This is a genomic window from Pseudoalteromonas sp. NFXS53 (genome assembly GCF_056629255.1).
Map to the genome: position 1 here is coordinate 594,345 of NZ_JBWVBR010000001.1, position 15,375 is coordinate 609,719.

General features: G+C 37.2%; 13 protein-coding genes and 1 pseudogene. 7 read left to right on the top strand and 7 right to left on the bottom strand.

The window, feature by feature from the left end:
• The first annotated feature begins 12 nt into the window (after positions 1-12).
• The gene (locus AC1HJP_RS02415) at positions 13-984 is read left to right on the top strand and encodes an AraC family transcriptional regulator (protein WP_480360133.1); all 972 of its coding nucleotides are present in this window, start codon (positions 13-15) and stop codon (positions 982-984) included.
• A 127-nt stretch (positions 985-1,111) separates the two neighbouring features.
• On the opposite strand, the gene AC1HJP_RS02420 is transcribed toward AC1HJP_RS02415, so the two are convergent.
• The gene (locus AC1HJP_RS02420; protein WP_480360136.1) at positions 1,112-1,972 is read right to left on the bottom strand and encodes a pirin family protein; all 861 of its coding nucleotides are present in this window, start codon (positions 1,970-1,972) and stop codon (positions 1,112-1,114) included.
• Between the two features lie 307 nt (positions 1,973-2,279).
• Here AC1HJP_RS02420 and AC1HJP_RS02425 point away from each other — a divergent pair, with 307 nt between their 5' ends.
• Positions 2,280-3,173, top strand: coding sequence for a DUF2268 domain-containing putative Zn-dependent protease (locus AC1HJP_RS02425; protein ID WP_480360138.1), 894 nt, complete (start codon positions 2,280-2,282; stop codon positions 3,171-3,173).
• A 59-nt stretch (positions 3,174-3,232) separates the two neighbouring features.
• Positions 3,233-4,174 carry a glutathione S-transferase family protein gene (locus tag AC1HJP_RS02430; protein WP_480360140.1) on the top strand — a complete coding sequence of 314 codons (942 nt, stop codon included), beginning with the start codon at positions 3,233-3,235 and terminating at the stop codon, positions 4,172-4,174.
• Between the two features lie 1,018 nt (positions 4,175-5,192).
• On the opposite strand, the gene AC1HJP_RS02435 is transcribed toward AC1HJP_RS02430, so the two are convergent.
• From AC1HJP_RS02435 to AC1HJP_RS02450, 4 genes are all read right to left on the bottom strand, one after another.
• Positions 5,193-5,651 (bottom strand): hypothetical protein, encoded by a 459-nt coding sequence (locus AC1HJP_RS02435; RefSeq protein WP_480360142.1) that lies wholly within the window; start codon positions 5,649-5,651, stop codon positions 5,193-5,195.
• 63 nt (positions 5,652-5,714) lie between these two features.
• Positions 5,715-7,601 (bottom strand): site-specific integrase, encoded by a 1,887-nt coding sequence (locus AC1HJP_RS02440; RefSeq protein WP_480360144.1) that lies wholly within the window; start codon positions 7,599-7,601, stop codon positions 5,715-5,717.
• Positions 7,602-7,606: 5 nt separating this feature from the next.
• The gene (locus AC1HJP_RS02445) at positions 7,607-9,361 is read right to left on the bottom strand and encodes a hypothetical protein (protein WP_480360146.1); all 1,755 of its coding nucleotides are present in this window, start codon (positions 9,359-9,361) and stop codon (positions 7,607-7,609) included.
• A 2-nt stretch (positions 9,362-9,363) separates the two neighbouring features.
• On the bottom strand, positions 9,364-10,722 hold the full coding sequence (locus AC1HJP_RS02450; protein ID WP_480360148.1) for a tyrosine-type recombinase/integrase: 1,359 nt from the start codon (positions 10,720-10,722) through the stop codon (positions 9,364-9,366).
• 98 nt (positions 10,723-10,820) lie between these two features.
• Here AC1HJP_RS02450 and AC1HJP_RS02455 point away from each other — a divergent pair.
• Both AC1HJP_RS02455 and AC1HJP_RS02460 read left to right on the top strand, forming a co-directional pair.
• Positions 10,821-11,216 (top strand): annotated as a pseudogene (locus AC1HJP_RS02455) (SPFH domain-containing protein); the annotation flags it as partial.
• A 3-nt stretch (positions 11,217-11,219) separates the two neighbouring features.
• The gene (locus AC1HJP_RS02460) at positions 11,220-11,672 is read left to right on the top strand and encodes an NfeD family protein (protein ID WP_480360150.1); all 453 of its coding nucleotides are present in this window, start codon (positions 11,220-11,222) and stop codon (positions 11,670-11,672) included.
• A gap of 145 nt (positions 11,673-11,817) precedes the next feature.
• Here the strand turns inward: AC1HJP_RS02460 and AC1HJP_RS02465 are convergent, their stop codons facing one another.
• Complete coding sequence (locus AC1HJP_RS02465) at positions 11,818-12,036, bottom strand: DUF6500 family protein (protein ID WP_480360152.1); 219 nt, start codon at positions 12,034-12,036, stop codon at positions 11,818-11,820.
• 417 nt (positions 12,037-12,453) lie between these two features.
• On the opposite strand from AC1HJP_RS02465, the gene AC1HJP_RS02470 reads away from it, so the two are divergent.
• A complete protein-coding gene (locus AC1HJP_RS02470; RefSeq protein WP_480360154.1) occupies positions 12,454-13,374 on the top strand; it encodes a GTP-binding protein in 921 nt (306 codons plus the stop codon).
• Between the two features lie 31 nt (positions 13,375-13,405).
• Here AC1HJP_RS02470 and AC1HJP_RS02475 read toward each other — a convergent pair whose 3' ends face one another.
• Positions 13,406-13,693 (bottom strand): DUF1330 domain-containing protein, encoded by a 288-nt coding sequence (locus AC1HJP_RS02475; protein WP_480360156.1) that lies wholly within the window; start codon positions 13,691-13,693, stop codon positions 13,406-13,408.
• Between the two features lie 437 nt (positions 13,694-14,130).
• On the opposite strand from AC1HJP_RS02475, the gene AC1HJP_RS02480 reads away from it, so the two are divergent.
• A complete protein-coding gene (locus tag AC1HJP_RS02480; protein ID WP_480360158.1) occupies positions 14,131-15,375 on the top strand; it encodes an HlyD family secretion protein in 1,245 nt (414 codons plus the stop codon).

Below are 15,375 nucleotides of genomic sequence, written 5' to 3' on the forward strand. Positions count from 1 at the left end.
TGGGTAGAGAGTATGGGTTTTGACTATAAAAGCAGAATGTCTACGGTGATTGATGATACCCCTATAGGGAAGCTGTTGGATAACTTGCGCATGGAAAGTGCTTTTTTTACTCAGTCTAGCTTGGCATCACCATGGGGTATCCATATACCAGCTCTTCATTCCTGCATGATGTTTCATATTGTTGTGGACGGACACGCATCTTTCTCAATAGGCAATGATAGAATTGATTTAGAGCCTGGAGATTTCATCCTTTTTCCAAAAGGTGAGGGTCATAAATTAGGCGATGGAGCATGTACACACTTTACTCATCTATCTGATTTACCGATTAAGGCTATAACTTCTAGGTATGAAGTGCTTAACTTTGGTGGAAATGGCGATAAAACCACAATGGTATGCGGTGCTCTTTTGTTTCAACACCCACTTTCTATTAAGCTTTTGGGTATTTTACCCACCTATATATTAATTAAAAAAGCTCAACAACCTACTATAGATATTTTCGATAATCTAAGTGGACTTCTTGAAAGTGAAACTCAAAATGTTGATGTTGGAGCAGAAGCTGTTATTTCTCGTTTAGCTGATATATTGGTTATAAATGCGATGAGACAGTATTTAAAAGGTTTGAATGATGAGCAGATTGGTTGGCTTGGTGCGTTAAGCGATGACCGGATTGGTAAGGCTCTTAACCTGATTCATGAGCAGCCTGAATATCACTGGTCACTTGAAGAGCTAGCACTCAAAGTAGGAATGTCTAGGACTAGTTTCTCTCAATACTTTAAGAAACTAGTTGGAAATACTTTGATGGAATATTTAACTGAATGGAGGATGTCTTTAGCTTATTCTAAACTTCAACTAACAAAAGACTCTTTATTATCTATTTCTTTAGATGTTGGTTATCAGTCAGAAGCTGCATTTTCAAGGGCCTTCAAAAAAGCTATAGGGAAGACTCCTATCGAAGTTAGGAAGTCGTACCAAGGAGTAAGTTAAAAAAATAACTTAGGAATTAAATATATTTTTTAAGAGTTAAAAACCTTTTAGTACACATGATTATAGAACGAAGTTTTAAATAACTTTTTACTACTAAAAGTTTACCGCACTTATACACTGAAGGGTTTCATATCTCTTTTTGTAACAGACTTAACGTTTTGGTGAGTGTTAACTCATCAGGAGCTAATAGAGTTCCATACTGGGAGAAATTCTCTTTTAATGGAATAGATGAAACAATAAAAAAAAGCGTTTCAGTATTTTTGTTGTTAACGAAAGGAATGAGTTTTTCATTTTTTTTGGTTCCAATAGTTAAAGACTCACCAGTTTTTAGTTGATAGTTTGTGTTGTGCTCGGGCTTTATTTCAAGTTCACCTGAAATTACGTAGGCCCAAATATTTTTAGCCGCTTCTTGTTGGAATTTGAAACAGTGGCCTGCATTTAAGGTGACTTCGAGTATATCTAAAGGAAAATAGTGGCACTGTACCCCGTTAAAATTTCTATAACTTCCAAAGATCACTCTTAATCTCAAGCCATCCTCCATGAAGGACGGTATTGATTTTGAAGCTAGATGATAAACACTAGGAGTATGGCCTTTATGTATGTTTGGCGTATTTATGAAAAATTGTATTCCATGTGCTTGTGAGCCTTTATAAGTACTCTCTTTATAAACTAGACCTTTACCTGCCTCAATAAGCAGCACATCACCAGCGGATATGATTACTTTGTTATGAAATGAATCAGAATAGATTTTGCTTGCAGAACTGTCTTCTAGTAATACCGATATTAAAAGCACTCCAGAAGTCATCTTATAATCATATGGGTTTTCGGTAAAAACATAGTGATCTACAAAAACTAATGGATCAAAGCCCATATGAAAGTTGGTATGACGAAATGAGAAAAGTTTATAAGAGTCCCCAATAATGATTTTAGCACCAAAGGTTTTAAAAAAATGTGTAGATTCATTCGTATCTAAAATATCTTTACTCATTTGTAAGTAAACTCTAAGGAAGTGAGTTTGGAATGGTTGTAAAGAATATATTCAAACAAATTCATTTGAATATTAAATTCCATTTTTTGAACTTTATGCAATAACTTTTGTACTTTTAGTGAGCCCTCATAACAAACAAAATTAGTGTACTCAATTTCTGTATCTGTGGATGTTGAAGTCTTAATTTGTCGAAAACATCTTTAACTGCACTATGGGTCATAACAAATGAACGCTCAGATAAGTAACCCCTCTAAATTTAATCGAGAATAACTTTGTAATTTCAAATAATTTTATGTGTGGGGTTAATATGAATAAATTATTGTGTAGCTTGGCTTTTGTTCTAGGTGTTTCTTCTAGTTCAATCGTACTTGCAGAAGATATGTTAGATTCTAGTGCGGTTGAACGAATAGTTTCATTGCAAAAGAGCTCCTCACTTAATCTTAATAACTTGAAAGGCAAATATTTAATAGGAGATAGTGGTGGTCTTCAAATACTTAGGTCTCGTTTTCAAAAACCAGAAAATATATTGCTAGCAACGAGTAATCTTGGTTCGCAAGCTTGGACTAATATTGAAAATTGTGCGAATGAATTTGAGTCATTAAATAAACAGGCTTTAAAAATAAGAAGCCAGCTTTCATCACTATCCAAAGTTTCATTAGATGATGTAAAAGTTTATGCAGTTGTAGGAGCTGGTAATACAGCAGCAACCGCAAGCCCTTCAGGAGTTGTCTTAGCTCTTGAGATGATTTGTCAAAATAAATTACCTTTTGATGACATAAGAAAAGTACTTACTAGCTACATTGCTCATGAACTAGTTCATGTATTGCAATATCGTTTAACGACAAGAAAAAGCTTTGATTTCAATTTACTAGAAATTTCTTTGTTAGAAGGAAGTGCAGACTTCATGGCTGAACTTATCTTAGAGGATGACTATGTTTTAGATGATGAAAGAGTTGCTTATGGTGAAAATCATCGTTCAACACTAGTTAAAGATTTTAAACCTAATATGTTAACAAAGGATTTTAGACCGTGGCTGTATACTCCAGTTTCATCTATGGAAAAAGCGATGCCAATGGATATGGGCTATTGGATAGGATATTTGATTTCTAAAAACTTTATAGGTGAAGGTAAAGAGATCCGTGAGTTATTGACACTTAGCGATGCAGAATCGGTTGCAAATGTTTCGAAGATATTTGACTAAATAATAGTTTGATTAATAACTTTGGTGAGTTCAAAATTTGACAAATAAAGGGGTTATGTATGTTAGTTAATGGTCAGTGGCAAAGTAAATGGGATCCAGTACAGAAAAAAGATAGTGATGGACGCTTTATCCGTCAAAGTAGTGCATATACAGCGCGTATTGAAAATGCTGAGGAGGCGATTAAAAATGGCCTGAGATTGTATGTAGCTTATATTTGCCCTTGGGCTACACGAACGCTAATCGCTAGGTCTTTGCTAGGTTTGGAAAGTGCGGTTGAGTTAAGCGTGGTCGCTCCCCAGTTAAATGACTTCGGCTGGGAGTTCAGTCCTTTTCCTGGAGCCACTCAGAGCGGTATTGAAGGAGTTGATTTTGCTCATCAGCTTTATACTATGACTGATAAAAACTACACAGGCCGAGCCACAGTACCTATTCTCTGGGACATTCAAAATAGCAATATTTTAAATAATGAATCTTCTGATATCTTGAGAATTTTCAACGATGATCTTAGGGGAGTACACGGTTCTTCGCTTAACCTTTACCCTACTGAATTACAGGAAGAAATTGATGAGTTCAATAAGAGTATTTATGATAGTGTAAATAACGGTGTATACCGAGCAGGTTTTGCGTCTAGTCAAAAGGCTTATAATGAAGCAATAGTGACTCTGTTTGATAGACTGGAAGAGTTGGAACTGCATTTTAAAAACCACAAGTATGCTGTAGGTGAACAATTAACTGAAAGCGATATTCGGCTGTTTGTTACGTTGATACGCTTTGATGTTGCATATCATGGATTGTTTAAAACAAACATTAAGCATATTTCTAGCTATCCCGAACTATCCTCATATCTAGAGCGGCTCTTAAGAATAGAAGCATTTGCTAAAAATACCCGTATTGACCATATCAAGACTGGCTATTATTCGATTAAGGCCTTAAACCCTTCACAAATTATTCCACAGGGTCCAAGCTTGAATTGGTTCAAGTATCTTCCTCATGAAATTTGATAGTGACATTTTTGTTTTAGCAAACAGTAAAAATGTCCTTCCAAGTGTCGCCTTTACTACAAATAGCATTTATTTCAAAAATTTGTAGTAAAGGGTTATTAAAATAACTGGTAGCTAAAAAGTGGTACGTCAATAGATATGGTTTAGCTTAAATTTTTTCGGGGAGGTATTCTGGTATAAAACTCTGGCATGGAATCACAAATAAACTCTTGTAGTATTCAACTTTTTGGCCTCTTGTAGGTATTTCCAATACTATTTTTCTTTTTATGTAGGCGAGTTCAGCTATAGTTTTGATAATATTCTTAACGTTTCTATCTGCTCACGAGATTTAGTGTTATCTCGTTAGGTTGTTATATTCTTAAAGAAGTTCTTGGTGTCCACAAAGTATTAAAGCTTCTAAAAAACGCTTCATTTCCAAATTATCCAAGTATTTTCAACGAAGAGATAAGTTTTGTTCATACCATATCGCCATGTTAACTACCTAAACAATTTACTTATGTAATAAAAGTTTTGGTTGCTAATTAACATAACTTTTTTGTTTTTTTACGGCTTTCAGAAGTTATACCTAGTGCTTTTACTATAACTCATTATGAGGTTTTCGGTTTTCCTGTATCAGCCTGAAATCGCAATGTAGGAAACAGCATTTTATTCTTTAAATTTAATTAACTGTAAGGATATTATAGAGCTTTAAAATGAGGTATATGGTGTAGTTATCAATGGATGTTGATATAGAGATTAAGCTATTTAAAAATATCTATTTGTACTTTTTCACTTTTAGATTAAGTGGTTTAGCTTTGATTTTTTAGTTCATCTATATAATGTTCTTTAAATTTAGACCAACACTTCTAAAGAGGGCTTTAAATATTCCACAAGGCAGACAGACTGAGCTTACTTTTTATTTTCACAATAAAGTCTTATATATTTTAACCATTGCAAAATTCTAGCTTTCATGATGACCAAATATTGAAAAGGTGAGTGTGAATTTCGTAAGTTAACAACCACACATGTAACAAGTATTCTACTCTTTGCTTTTAGAGTTATTTAAATCTACAACTTTTCCTTCACGCTTTGTAAGGTTACGATTTTCATCTTCAAGCTCTAATATACGGAATGCCATACTTACATTCTCTCTAATAAGTGGATCTAAGCTAGCCTTAATTTCATCCCTACTATTTCGATAATTCAGCTTTAACTTTTCAGCTTTAGCTACTCGCTCTCTAAGCTGCTTAATTTTATGAATGTTCTTTTTCTCAGCATCATTAGCAACTAGTGTGGTTTGATCTTGATGTTTTTCTATAGCAGCTTTAGCTCTTTTCAGAAAGTCTTTGTAATAGTAAATATTTCTTTTTGAAAGCTGGGCTTCATCGTTAATTCTTGAAATATTAATTTTGCCATCATTCTTTGTATGAAGAGGTTTACCTTTTAAGAGTCTCTGTAGGGCTGCTTCCAAGCGTAATTCAGTATCATTTACATTCATAGTTTATTCTCGAGTTCCTGATATTTTTACAACTTTGCTCTGTATTTAGTTGTTATGAAAGTGTTAAATGCTTTGTGTCATGAACAATGGCTTTGCCTTAATTTGTTCATTGAATGGTTCCACCTCGATGCCATGCTTAGCAAGAGTAACCTCTATAGCTTCTATTTTCATCGAGATATCTTTAAGGAGCCCATAAGTCACATATTGTCCAGTGTTTGTCTCCCTAAAACGCTTCTTAAGTTCTTCAAGCTTTGGTAGCTGTTCCAATGCTTTCTCATGTGTTACAACCTCGTCCGAACATGTGAATGAGCTTAGTTCGTTATTGCAAATTCTGTCACAAGATGGGTTCAAGCAGTAAGAAAATGGATGCTCTACAACTGAAATTACACCAGCTTTAACCATTTTCTCTAGCTCTTCCAAAGTGTAGATAGGTGAACCGCCATTAGCTTTCTTAGCCTTTGCAATCTGCTCGCCCTCGGTGCCGGAGAGCGTCTTTGAATTATGTATATTGAATAACAATTTAGCTGTTACATGGATATTGATAGCTTCAACTTCAGACGCCAATTCTTCATCAAATTTAAGGTCCAGAGCTGCGGCCAAGCTGGCATTATTTGTATACCATTGGCTCATTGCTAAGTTTAGATGCTTTAATTGATGTTTGACATCAATTAAGCTCCCAATACCAGAGCGACAAAGAAATACAGCAAATGTCCGCCTAAAGGTGTGGCTTGAAAACTTTGGGGCTTCACCGACCGTAAATTCACCTGCTCGAGTTGGGTTGATCAAATCAAATTCTGATATGTCTTCAGCGGATGGATAAATAGTATTATTGGAACAAAACGTTTTATTGTTTTTTGAAATATCTGAATAAATATAGTGCACTGATGATTCTTTAAGGTTAAGTTTTCTAACCGCTGCTTTAATAAAACAAGTTGAAGCATCTACGCCTGCTGAAAGCCATCTCTTTCTCGACCACTGAGATGCGTCATATGACAACTCGAGAGCCTTTTTGATTATAGGATGCGTTATCCAATTTGAGACTTCAGGTTTCCCACTGTTTGTCTTGTACGTAAAACCTTCTAGATATGGTATAACCTCGCCATTAATCTTCTTTTCGCGATATGAATCTTTTCTAAAACTACAAGCTTCTTGAAATCTAGTTCCAGTTAGCATCATCGTTAATTGCATGCAATTCAAAACAACAATTTTATGCAGTTCTGCAAAATTATTTATCTTGTGTGATTTTCCTCCTATTAAAATAATGCGCGAATGCTTTTTTTGCCTCAAGGTATCCAGAGAATACCCTTCTTTAAACCGTTTCTGGTCATAAGTGAATTTCTCCTCATATGCATCTGATATAGCGTGCCTATGGGGATGATAAGTTTCAACAAAATTAATTAATCGATTAAGATATCTGCTTGCAAATAATTCAGGTAAACAAATATGTTGTTTTGTTGTCCTACCTATTTTCTTTGCTAGCGTTTTGCAGTCTTTTGTGTATCGTTCACAGATGCCTACTGAATGCATTTTGTTGACTACGTTAAGGTACCTTTCAACTGTGCCTACAGAGTAATCCTTTATTGACATTTCGCTGATGAATTTTCGAAAGTAAAAATCAGAACTAAGAAGGCTGAAATCTGTACTCCCAATCATCAAGGATATAGTGTTGAGTGTAGATGCATATAGCGTTGCTGTCTTTACAGGAACTACCTCGGACTCATCGCGAATCATCAAAAAAACAGCAATTTGAATCGCCTGTTTTAGGCTAGCATAAGAGGTGAAATTCAATTTGGCACATGTACCAAGGTGAGGCTGAGTCATTGAAAAATCCCAGACATCATCAAAAACGAAAGATAGTGGTTCTCCCATTGTATTAAACGTTACTGGTGTGTCTGAGTATCGATGTAATTCTATGTTGAAGCAAGTTTCAATTGAGTTGATGTCAGGCATGGTGTTTATCTCACAAAATCGGATAGGTCTATTGAACTTAAATAAGCTGGGTGCGGTTTGTTATTGTTTTTATCGACAGCCTTGTTAAATGTTGATTTATCTTTTTCTTTTAATGCTGCTAAGGCATTACTAACCTTGATTAAAAGGTTGTCTAGGCGCTCAGTCGGTGAAGAGTTAGCAGACGGCCTGGACAAACTTTCTATAATGCTGTCCTTAAATGATAGTAGAAGCCATATTTGCTCGACATCAGCAACCAGAGCGTGAAAAGGACATTCAAAGCATTCAAGGTAATCGATACAGGGCGCATCATTAGATGAGTTAAGACTTCTATATGGACGAAGAGATTTACTAGCTTTTTCTCCAAATGGAGACTTACATTTGACTCCAGACGGAGTATTAATAGATGTTAGGGATTCTTTTCTATGCTTCCATTCTTCATGAGTAAAAATATCATCAACTATTTGGGAGTGCTCGTCGATAGACTGTTTTCTTGGACGCCCTTGTGCTGTATCGACAATCACGCGAAAGCCTGCTGTAATTTTCAGCTCACTTGAATTCTTGTTTGCGTTCAGATAATGGCGCTTAGCAGTTTTTATACTGTGACTACCTGCATCGGCAGTAATTCGGACATCGTCATAAGCACGCTGTACTAATTGCTGTCGACTTGCACGGAAAAAACGTGTATTTATTGGTACGAAGCCTCTTTCTTCAAGAGGCTTTTTGAAATGTATGTGGGGCATTTTATGATAAAATGTATTGTCTTTGAATTTACCATCCTTCCCCCTGAATGCGAAAACAGAATCGGAGCTTTCATTTAAACTTTCTGAAAGTACGAGCCAACCATTGAAGAACTCAAATGCCCGCTTTGATATACCAATTGTGATCTGCTGTTCTTGGTGAGATGCTCTTAGTTTCATCTGTGTTAGTTTGTAACCACCTTTCTCCGCTCTCGAAATGCTAATGCAACTTCGTTTCAAAGAAATGCATGTTGTTAATGGTGAGCCAGTGAAACCTGAAAATATCAGTAAAGCCAACGCATTTAATAGGTTCTCAATTTGATGTGCTTTCATAGAGCGCCGTAAATACTTTCTGCGTTTCATGCTTAACTCCAAGCCATCATAACACGGGCATATTTCAGGCCTTGTATTGGCAAGGTAATGTTTACTGTAAACATCATAAATGCGAAGCAACTCTTTCAGAACAGATGCAAACTCTTTTGGTGCAGCTCCAACTGTACCATCACTTTGGGCTCTCTTGACGACTGTAAAACATCTTCGGGCTCTTCCTGTGAGATTCAGCAGTTCGAGTACCTTCCTTAGCGAACACTTGATTGTAGAAGCGGTTGGTCTCTCAATCGTCCCTGTTTGATAGAGCCTATCTATGTGCTTGTTGTACTCCTTTAAAGCTTCTTCCGGAAACCAATCACCGTCGCTAACATCAATATTTTTTCTGCCATCAACCCAGCCAATATATCTAGCTAATTCCAGAAAATAACCGTATCCAGAAAGCGTCTTGCTATCTAATATAGTGAATGCTGAATATACCTCCCGTACCCACCTTTCTCTTGAGGCTCTTTTGGCGTTTTTGATTTCTGAGAGTTTAGGTGCGTTAAGAAATAATAACCTTTGGAAGTTGGCTTTTGATCCCTTGAAATCTATTACCAGTTCACTTTCTTTAAGAGGGGAAACCGTGCTTTGCTCAGGCAGCTTAAACTCCCCTTTTAACTTTACCCTACGCTTTTTTCCTGTACCAATCCCCATTATTAAACCCTATCTATTTGGAAGTTAATAGCTTCTTCGGCTAAACCATAAGCGTCTAATGTGCCATCTATTTGGGACAGATACTTCTCTGTTGTGGATAAATCTTCATGGCCCATCTTCAACTGAATGTGAAGAAGTGCTTTTTGGGTAGAGATAGGCTTGATGCCTGACTTATTTGGAGGAGTAATCAGATCTCTTAATCTCATTGTTCCATATGTTGCGCGAAGATTATGTGGCTTGTGCTCAAAAGGTAAGGAGTATCGCTCTTGAATATATCGTCTAATTTCACCCCACCGAGCATTGACGGAACCGTCATTCATTTTGTCGCCATTGCGATTTAGAAATAATGGTATGTAATTGGTATTTGGATTTTTATCTAAATATTTAAAAAGCCTTTTTTTGTAGCGTTCGGATGTTTTGTATTTGTATAGGTCATTTAATAACCCTTTCGGTATTTCTATATCTCTAGATTTTTTGTTTTTAATATCCATTCCAAGAACTGTTGTAATATGTAAATCAATATAACCTAAATCATCGGGTTGTTTATTAAATAAACTAGAGGGAATTGTAAGAGCTTCTTTCCGCCTCAGTCCTGTGTACCTCATTAGCAAAAATAAATACGAAAATTCGATTGCTATGCCTACCTCAACAAAGTTCCCTTGATTAAGCCTTAAACCACACCTATTTACTCTTAAGGTATGGTCTACCAGTTTCCATTCTTGATCACTTAATGCACGCAAATGATTGGGAATGCTTGTCCTTGGTTCATTGATTTTTAACCTCAAATTTGTTGTTGGAATTAAAATTCTTCGACCTGAGCTTATACTTTCATGACTCGCTTCAACTTCTATATTCACTATGTCGCATTCAAACGGCGGATAATCAAATGAACGACGGTTTAAGTAAAACTTATAAAATCTGATCACTTCCCTCATGTAGGCTTTTGCAGTACTAGCACGAAGCTGTTTCTGATGATACATCTCAACGAGGAAGGAGCGAAAAGAATAGGTAGGCTTGTGTGCATTTCGTGGGCCAAAACTATCCCATTTTAGGTTATGATCTTTTAGGAATTCACAATAACAAAGTAAAGCCTTTGCTGCTTGCCTTGTATCTTTTGCTAAACCATTAATACTTCTGTGCATCAGATATGCATTAACGTGTTGTATACCCTTTAGTTCAATGATCTTGTTGGTATTTTCGCAGCGATATAATTCAAATAAAAACAAACTGTCAGGCACCTTACTAGCTGTGCCAACATATCCCTTTATTGAATAACTTGGCTTGCCATATTCATCCATACTAATAGCAAGTTCAGGTGTTCTGTAATCAAATGCAGATAATGAATACGATATGATTTCCATGTTCATTCCTTGAAGTAATATAATTTAAGCTTAGTATTTCACCTTTTTTTGTCAAACAATTGTGGGGGTAAAAATTCACATATGGATTGTGGGGGTAGAAAGCAGAACGTGTGAAACGTGCGCAAATTCTAGAATCTGAAGGTGATAGACAAGCGGCCATTAATGTTGCCGAAGGTAAAAAGCAAGCACAAGTTCTTGCAGCTGAAGCAGATAAAGCTGAGCAAATTTTACAGGCCGAAGGTGAAGCAAAAGCAATTTTAGCCGTTGCTGAAGCACAAGCAGATGCACTTCGAAAAGTCGGTGAAGCGGCAAATACAGAGCAAGGTCAAAAAGCCATTCAGCTCGATTTAGCAACCAAGGCGATCAGTGCCAAAGAAGCGATTGCTAAAGAGTCATCCGTTGTGCTTTTACCAGACAGCAGCACTGACGCAAGCTCTTTGGTTGCACAAGGAATGTCGATTATCAACTCGTTAAATCAAAAACAAAAAGGCTAGCCTATGGAATTTTTGACAGAAAATATTGCACAAACACTCCTTATATTGGGTGTGATAGCACTGATTATTGAAGTGGCGGTGCTTGGCTTTGCTACTTTTGTGCTGTTCTTTGTCGGCCTTTCATTGGTGTTCAGTGGTGCCTTGATGTATGCAGGGTTACTCGATGCAAGTTGGATAACCGCCCTTTGGGTGAATGCCATCATTACTGCGGGTTTGGCAGCGCTACTTTGGAAGCCGCTTAAAAGGTTGCAAGAAAGTCGTGAGTCAACTGATGTGCACAGTGACTTTGCAGAGCTTGCTTTCACCTTAGAACATGACGTTGATGAGCATAACGGTTATAAATATGCTTATTCAGGCATAGAGTGGTTAGTTAAGAGTAAACAACCTCTTAGCAAAGGCAGCCAAGTCAAGGTCGTGAAAAAAGACGTTGGTGTATTTTGGGTTGAGCTTCAATAAAGAGCGAGATAACCGGCATTGTTAACTTTATAAAAGCAGGCGAAAGCCTGCTTTTTGTCATAATAGCTATTGAAGATGCTTTATTAGTGAGAGCAGGCTCAAGGAAATAAAAAGTCTAATGATAGCTTTATTCATTGTTATATCCCTACAACCCTTGCTCAACCATTGCTTTAACTTTGACAGCTTTTTCGAAGTGATCTAACTGATGCGTTTGTATCCACCAAGTGGCCGCTTCCATCAGTTGCTCTGGATCGTCGTTTTTATTAGCAAAAAAAGCATAAAACGACACACCGACGGTCTCTCCCTTTTTCGCTATCTTTTGCTCACACACAGAGATGATTTTATTTCTTAAACTTTGACGCATTGATATTCCTTGCAGTAACTCTAAGCACTAACTCTAAATTGAAGTTGCATATTAACTGAGAGGTGTATGTTTATGAAAGCAATAAAGTTTATAAAAGGTGGAAAGAAACATAAAGTACACAACGAAAGGTTAAAAATAACCGGCTCAACATCCTGTAAAGCCGGCCATGACGCATCTAATTTTTTATTGTTGTTATGACTCTGCATTATTGCAGAAGGTATTTTATATCAAGTGATTATGAATTGATTATGGAGGGAATATGGATTTAAAAGGTGTTACCTTCTTTTAAACGATGTTATTTAAGAGATAATTTTTGAGAATTTAATGAAAAGGGTAATCTAAAACTTTTTTGTGATAGTATCACGTTTTTGGTGCCGTGTTTAAAGTCGAGTTGACTTACAAGTGAGAGGATAGAAAGTGGAACCTATTATTGTTGTCGTTGGTTTTCTTGGGGCGGGAAAAACCACGTTATTAAAACGCTTGGTCACTGAATACGGCAAAGCGAATTGGTCACCTTTTGTGGTTTTAAACGATTATGAAAATGCCAATTTAGATGCGCAGCAGTTTTTAGATATGCTTGATGAGAAAAGTCTAAAAGCACTGAATGGTAGCTGTATTTGTTGTAGTGGTATTGGCGAGCTCAGAGAGTCGGTTAATCGAATTCCTGAGCGAGCAAATGGTATAACACTTATTGAAGCAAATGGCACAACTGATGCGTGTGCCTTAATGGGGTTTCTTGGGGTGGGCATCGAAGCGCGTTTTATGCCTCCGGTACAAATTTCTGTGGTTGATGTTAAAAATTGGCAATTAAGAGATATCCATAACGAGCTAGAAGCGAATCAAATACAAGTCTCGTCTTTGATCACACTCTCGCATACTGACTCTGTAAGCGAAGCACGTTTAGCTCAAGTGAAAAGCGATATTCGAGCAATTAACCCAACTGCTGAGATCATGCTTTGTGAAGAGCTAGAAATTAATAAACTTCCAGAGCTGTTGCCATCGAGTAATAGTGTAGAAAAGCTTGCGCACCATAAGTCACATTGGTCTTCGTGTTCAGTTGATTTACCTAATTTACCAGACCCTATTTGTATTAAAGAAATCTGTGATGCGATCCCAAGCAGCGTGATCCGAATTAAGGGGTGTACGGTTTTAGGCACTGAGCCTGGTTATACTTATTTTGAACGTTGCCCTGATGGTGAAATTTATGTCAGGCCTTACCGCGGCAAGCCGACGACAGGGGCGAAGTTACTCACTGTCGGGCCTGGCAGTGATAAGTTATTGCTTGAATCGGCTATTCAAGATAGTTTGGAAGCAGCCAAATTACGACAAGCCAAATAGGTTAGAGTGAGCCATACAGTCTAATTGCTAGCTATCTTGTGTAGCTAGCAATGATGGTAACTTGATTGACTGAGGTTTCGAAAAACTGCTGTTTTGCTAGTTGGTATTCATCGTTATCAAAAAACGCATCTTTACTCTGTTCATCAGAAAAACGAATAGTGAATACTCTATTTATTTCTGTGTTTTCTTCGCTTTTCAGTACTTCAGACACTTTAAAATCATAACCAAATTCACCGCCAAAACGATTTAGAATAGGCTTTATAGCAGCACGGTATTGGTTATATATTTCATCATTACTGATACCAATCCTCAATAACACTTAATCATTTTGAGGGATTAAACCTGATGATAGCTGCGTTAAAGATTTCTCATTTAGAACAACTAAATAACGAAATATTTGCCTTGCTACCAACAAGGTTTTCTTGCCTCAAAATAGACCACTTAGTTAAACTGATTGGTATGAATTCCTGACCCACTAACATTTCAAACATTGCTATCTCTATATTTTGTTAATGATTAATTCAGACTGTGCTCGTAAGTTATATCTAAAACAGCGCTTTTGATAGTGAATAGATGTAAGGGAATATTTTGATTTTGAAGTTTCGATTTCGATAAATTGTTTTTCGGTTTCGAAAATAATATTTCTATATTTGCATAGTGGTTTATTAAAATCTATATTTTTCATGCTCTTATGTTTTGGCATGGCACTTGATTTAACTACTGTACTAAAGATTAAAAACAGTATGAGATCGAGTTATGGATGTGGTCGTAAAGCCCAAAAAAAACATCAAACGGCATCTAAGCATTTTAGCGTTTGTGTGCTTGCTACTAGCTGCATGTATTTGGCTATTTTTGCAACCAAGTCATGCGCAGCAAATAAAAGCCAACGAGATTTGGTCGGCGAAGGTCGAGCAGGGTTCATTAAACTTAGAAGTTTCAGGCTTTGGCCGTTTAAAGTCGAAAAAGCCGCGTTTGCTCACCGCGAAAAGTCAGGCAACGGTTGATGAAATTGTTTTAAAACCGGGTGCTGAAGTAACCCCTGAGAGTGTTATTTTAAGACTTTCAGATCCGAACATTACTCAATCGGTGCGCGATGCAAAGCGTGCATACATTGACAGTCAAAATCAACGTATTCAAACGGATATAAACCAAAAACGCGAATTGCTTGCTCAACAGGCAGAGTTAGCTCGCATTCAAGCTGATCTCGAAAGTGCCGAACTGGAAGCGAACGCACAGAGTCAATTGGTCAGCAAAGGTATCGTCTCTAATATCGACTACCAGCGTACTAAGTTACAGGTCAGGCAGTTAACTCGACGTTTAGAAATTGAAACCGCCCGTATTACCCAGCTTGAAGCCCTGCATGCTGCCAATTTAAAAATTGCCGACTCAAATATTTTGGCGCAGCAAGAGGCTTTAGATTTAGTACAACAGCAACTCGACAGTCTAACGGTTAAAGCGGGCATTTATGGTGTGGTGCAATCGCTTAGTGTAGAACTCGGCCAAGTGGTGAATTTAGGTGAGCAATTGGCTTTAGTCGGCAGTACCACCGACCTTTATGCTTTGCTGAACGTGCCACAGTCAAAAATGCAGTCTATTCAACTGGCGCAAGCGGTAAGCATCAATACTCGTCGTGGAAAGATCTCAGGGGAAGTGATCCGCATCGACCCGGTTATAAACAACGGCAATATTCAGGTTGAAGTGGCGTTAAACGGCGCCTTAACCGACAACGCCCGACCAGAGCTTAACATCGAAGGCACAATTGCCGTGGGTCAATTAGCAAACGCTCTGTTTATTAAAAAACCCGTCAACGTAAAAGCTTTTTCAAATTCTACCTTATTTAAATTAACCGATAACGGCTCGGCCATTGCTACTTCTATTCAGTTTGGTGCGGCAACAGACGAGCAAATTCAAATACTTGCTGGCGCACAAGCACACGAGCAGTTTATCCTTAACGATATGACTCGCTGGCAAGCACATACCCACATTGCCATTGTGAAGTAA

Excerpts from the sequence above, each read along its gene's own strand:
- AC1HJP_RS02415 (WP_480360133.1), top strand. The coding sequence starts at position 13 with ATGGGTTTTGACTATAAAAGCAGAATGTCTACGGTGATTGATGATACC.
- AC1HJP_RS02420 (WP_480360136.1), bottom strand. The coding sequence starts at position 1,972 with ATGAGTAAAGATATTTTAGATACGAATGAATCTACACATTTTTTTAAA.
- AC1HJP_RS02425 (WP_480360138.1), top strand. The coding sequence starts at position 2,280 with ATGAATAAATTATTGTGTAGCTTGGCTTTTGTTCTAGGTGTTTCTTCT.
- AC1HJP_RS02430 (WP_480360140.1), top strand. The coding sequence starts at position 3,233 with ATGTTAGTTAATGGTCAGTGGCAAAGTAAATGGGATCCAGTACAGAAA.
- AC1HJP_RS02435 (WP_480360142.1), bottom strand. The coding sequence starts at position 5,651 with ATGAATGTAAATGATACTGAATTACGCTTGGAAGCAGCCCTACAGAGA.
- AC1HJP_RS02440 (WP_480360144.1), bottom strand. The coding sequence starts at position 7,601 with ATGCCTGACATCAACTCAATTGAAACTTGCTTCAACATAGAATTACAT.
- AC1HJP_RS02445 (WP_480360146.1), bottom strand. The coding sequence starts at position 9,361 with ATGGGGATTGGTACAGGAAAAAAGCGTAGGGTAAAGTTAAAAGGGGAG.
- AC1HJP_RS02450 (WP_480360148.1), bottom strand. The coding sequence starts at position 10,722 with ATGGAAATCATATCGTATTCATTATCTGCATTTGATTACAGAACACCT.
- AC1HJP_RS02460 (WP_480360150.1), top strand. The coding sequence starts at position 11,220 with ATGGAATTTTTGACAGAAAATATTGCACAAACACTCCTTATATTGGGT.
- AC1HJP_RS02465 (WP_480360152.1), bottom strand. The coding sequence starts at position 12,036 with ATGCGTCAAAGTTTAAGAAATAAAATCATCTCTGTGTGTGAGCAAAAG.
- AC1HJP_RS02480 (WP_480360158.1), top strand. The coding sequence starts at position 14,131 with ATGGATGTGGTCGTAAAGCCCAAAAAAAACATCAAACGGCATCTAAGC.